This is a genomic window from Deltaproteobacteria bacterium (genome assembly GCA_003194485.1).
Classification (GTDB): Bacteria; Desulfobacterota; Dissulfuribacteria; order Dissulfuribacterales; family UBA3076; genus UBA3076.
Genome location: PQXD01000042.1, coordinates 3,622 through 5,973, shown reverse-complemented (window position 1 = coordinate 5,973; position 2,352 = coordinate 3,622). Strand labels below are relative to the sequence as shown.

At 48.7% G+C, this 2,352-nt stretch carries 4 protein-coding genes; 3 read left to right on the top strand and 1 reads right to left on the bottom strand.

The genetic code is table 11. The features are described from left to right. Positions 1-277: hypothetical protein (locus tag C4B57_11445; GenBank protein PXF52148.1), on the bottom strand; the 277-nt coding region annotated here is incomplete at its 3' end. 679 nt (positions 278-956) lie between these two features. On the opposite strand from C4B57_11445, the gene C4B57_11440 reads away from it, so the two are divergent. The 3 genes from C4B57_11440 to C4B57_11430 form a co-directional block, all read left to right on the top strand. Then, positions 957-1,475 (top strand): hypothetical protein, encoded by a 519-nt coding sequence (locus C4B57_11440; protein ID PXF52147.1) that lies wholly within the window; start codon positions 957-959, stop codon positions 1,473-1,475. A 54-nt stretch (positions 1,476-1,529) separates the two neighbouring features. Continuing rightward, positions 1,530-1,895: a hypothetical protein gene (locus C4B57_11435; GenBank protein ID PXF52146.1), complete on the top strand. Its 366-nt coding sequence runs from the start codon at positions 1,530-1,532 to the stop codon at positions 1,893-1,895. A 185-nt stretch (positions 1,896-2,080) separates the two neighbouring features. Continuing rightward, a partial coding sequence (locus C4B57_11430) for a copper-transporting ATPase (GenBank protein PXF52145.1) occupies positions 2,081-2,352 on the top strand: 272 nt, incomplete at its 3' end.

Genomic DNA, 2,352 nt, shown 5'->3' with positions numbered 1-2,352 from the left:
CCTTCGATATTCGGCGGGTCCTGCCCCCGGACCTGAGCTCCTCTTCCGTAACACCCTCACCTTCGGCAATCCGGCTGGCAGGCGACGGCAGATCCCGTATCAGAGAAGACAGACGCAGGGTCTCCTTTTCACGGTCGTCTACCTCCGATAATAAACGTTGCACGAATTCTCCGCTTCCGAGAATCCGCTCGTCTGAGGCAACCCGTATACCCTTTCTTCGAAACGAAAGTACCTGAGACCAACCCCCTGCGCTGCGGACAAGTCCGCCGCCTACCAAGTCCTCTTCCTCCGCCCCTGAGCAATCCCGGCTTCCACAAATTCCTGATAACGATCTCGGGCCTGTTTCAGTCTACTGCCAAAATAAGCGAGCACTGTGTCCGTATCTGCTGATCACGCGCCACCTTTATGCCGGACACCGCTCAGGCAGTAAGCAGGTTTCCCCTGAACTCATCACGGAGCAGTGGTGCGATCCCGCTTTTGATGTCATCGTCCATGCTTTCGACACGTCATCGATGGTTCGCTTTCGCTCGCCTTCCTGTTCCACACCTGACATGATCCTCGTCATGCCTTTTCCGTAACGCTCACTACCCCGGCTCTTAACCGACGCAGCTTACGGTGGTTTGATGTCTGCCCCTGCAGGCCGACATCGGGGGCCGTCCCCCATCTCTTGTATAGTTACGTGCCATTCTGGCACTCATGGCACACCACCACCTCGCGATGATGCCCTTGCCTTCGGCTAGTACTTTTGCTAACCTCAAAATCAGGTAGCGGGATTTGCTACAGAGGACTTCCTGCCACGCCATAGCCTGGGCAAAGGCGGGTCACCCCATAAGTTCACGCCCATGCCGGGCGTACCACCAGCGGCTGCAGCAGACGATCCCGTCGGCAAACAAGTTTGCCTCCGGTCTCGCTCCTGATCCGTGGCCGATTAGGTCCCAAAAAATGGAGGCATTTTCTTGAACGAAAAAGAAGCTATTGAAAAAGCAACCGCTGATGCATTCATAGAATTATACAACTCTGAAATGGGAACATCTTTTTCGATAATTGAATACTCAGATGCCCCAGACATTCGCTGTAAAGATTCTGACGAAAACACATTAAATTTTGAGATCACACTAACTGAGGATCGGCCAAAAGATATTCAAGCTGCTCTTGGGAGATCTGATCACAAAAGTTTGGAGGCATTGAAAAAGCATCTTTCTGATACGAAAGCTGGAAAAGCAAATCCTTTAGAGAGGGTAAGCTATTTACAAGGCAATGTCACAGACATGATGGTCGCAAGAATTAAACCCAAATTGAACAAAGACTATGGTTCAAATGTTGCCCTTGTTGTTAGAGATGCCTCGCCGTTAGCATGGGATTGGGACATGGTGAGTGATCAAATCAAAAACAGGCTTAGCACTGAGAGAAATCCGTTTGATAAAGGTATTTGGATTCTAACTTTCTCAAAGGATAAAATACTCAGAATCATGTGATAAGTTAACCAATTAACTGCATACCCGGCGTTGGGTTTAAGGAAGGACATACACGTGCAGGGCATAGAAGCCGTAGCCATCTTCGTTGCAGTGATTCTTGTCTGGCGTGCGATCTACGTCAATCGCGGCAATATCCGCTTCTGGCAACTTGCTGCTGACCAACCTAATGCGGCATTCGAGTGGATGCAAAGTCGTTCTGACTGGATTGTCCTACGTCCGGAAGATCCCGAAGTCGAGAAGCTCAAGGAAAGAGCCGATTTCGTTGATCCCTTCAAGCTCGTGGTCCTCAGTGTAGGTGGCGTCGTTACAATATTTCCAGTGGAACCTGTCCTGCATTGTACACAACATGAAAAAGATTCAACGCTATGGTCCTGGGTTTGTGTAGTCATCAGAGAAAATGGCAGGATGCCGCTCAAATAATCGAGTAGGCATCCCTACAAAGGTATGCAAGGTGACGTAAACTGAGTTTGAAAACATAACGGCAACTGAAGCTGGAATGGAGCTCCAGGATGCTGATTTAAAAACCGGTGCCACCGGAAAAGGGCAACACTTTCAAAAGGACTTTTCTACAGACTCGTTATCCAACCCACAAGGGAGATAGAGATATGAGTGCAGAACTAAACACAGAAAAAGAGCAACGAAAAGATCCTGTCTGTAACATGGTGGTATCGAGTGACACTGAATATTATTATCATTATGCAGACAAACATTATTATTTCTGCAGTGAACATTGCCTGCACAAATTCAAAGAGCACCCAGAACGATATCTAGATAAGGAAACCTCACCACCTCATGAGACAGGTAACGAGTCAAGTATCTACACCTGTCCCATGCATCCTGAAATTCAACAACAGGGACCTGGCAGTTGCCCCAAGTG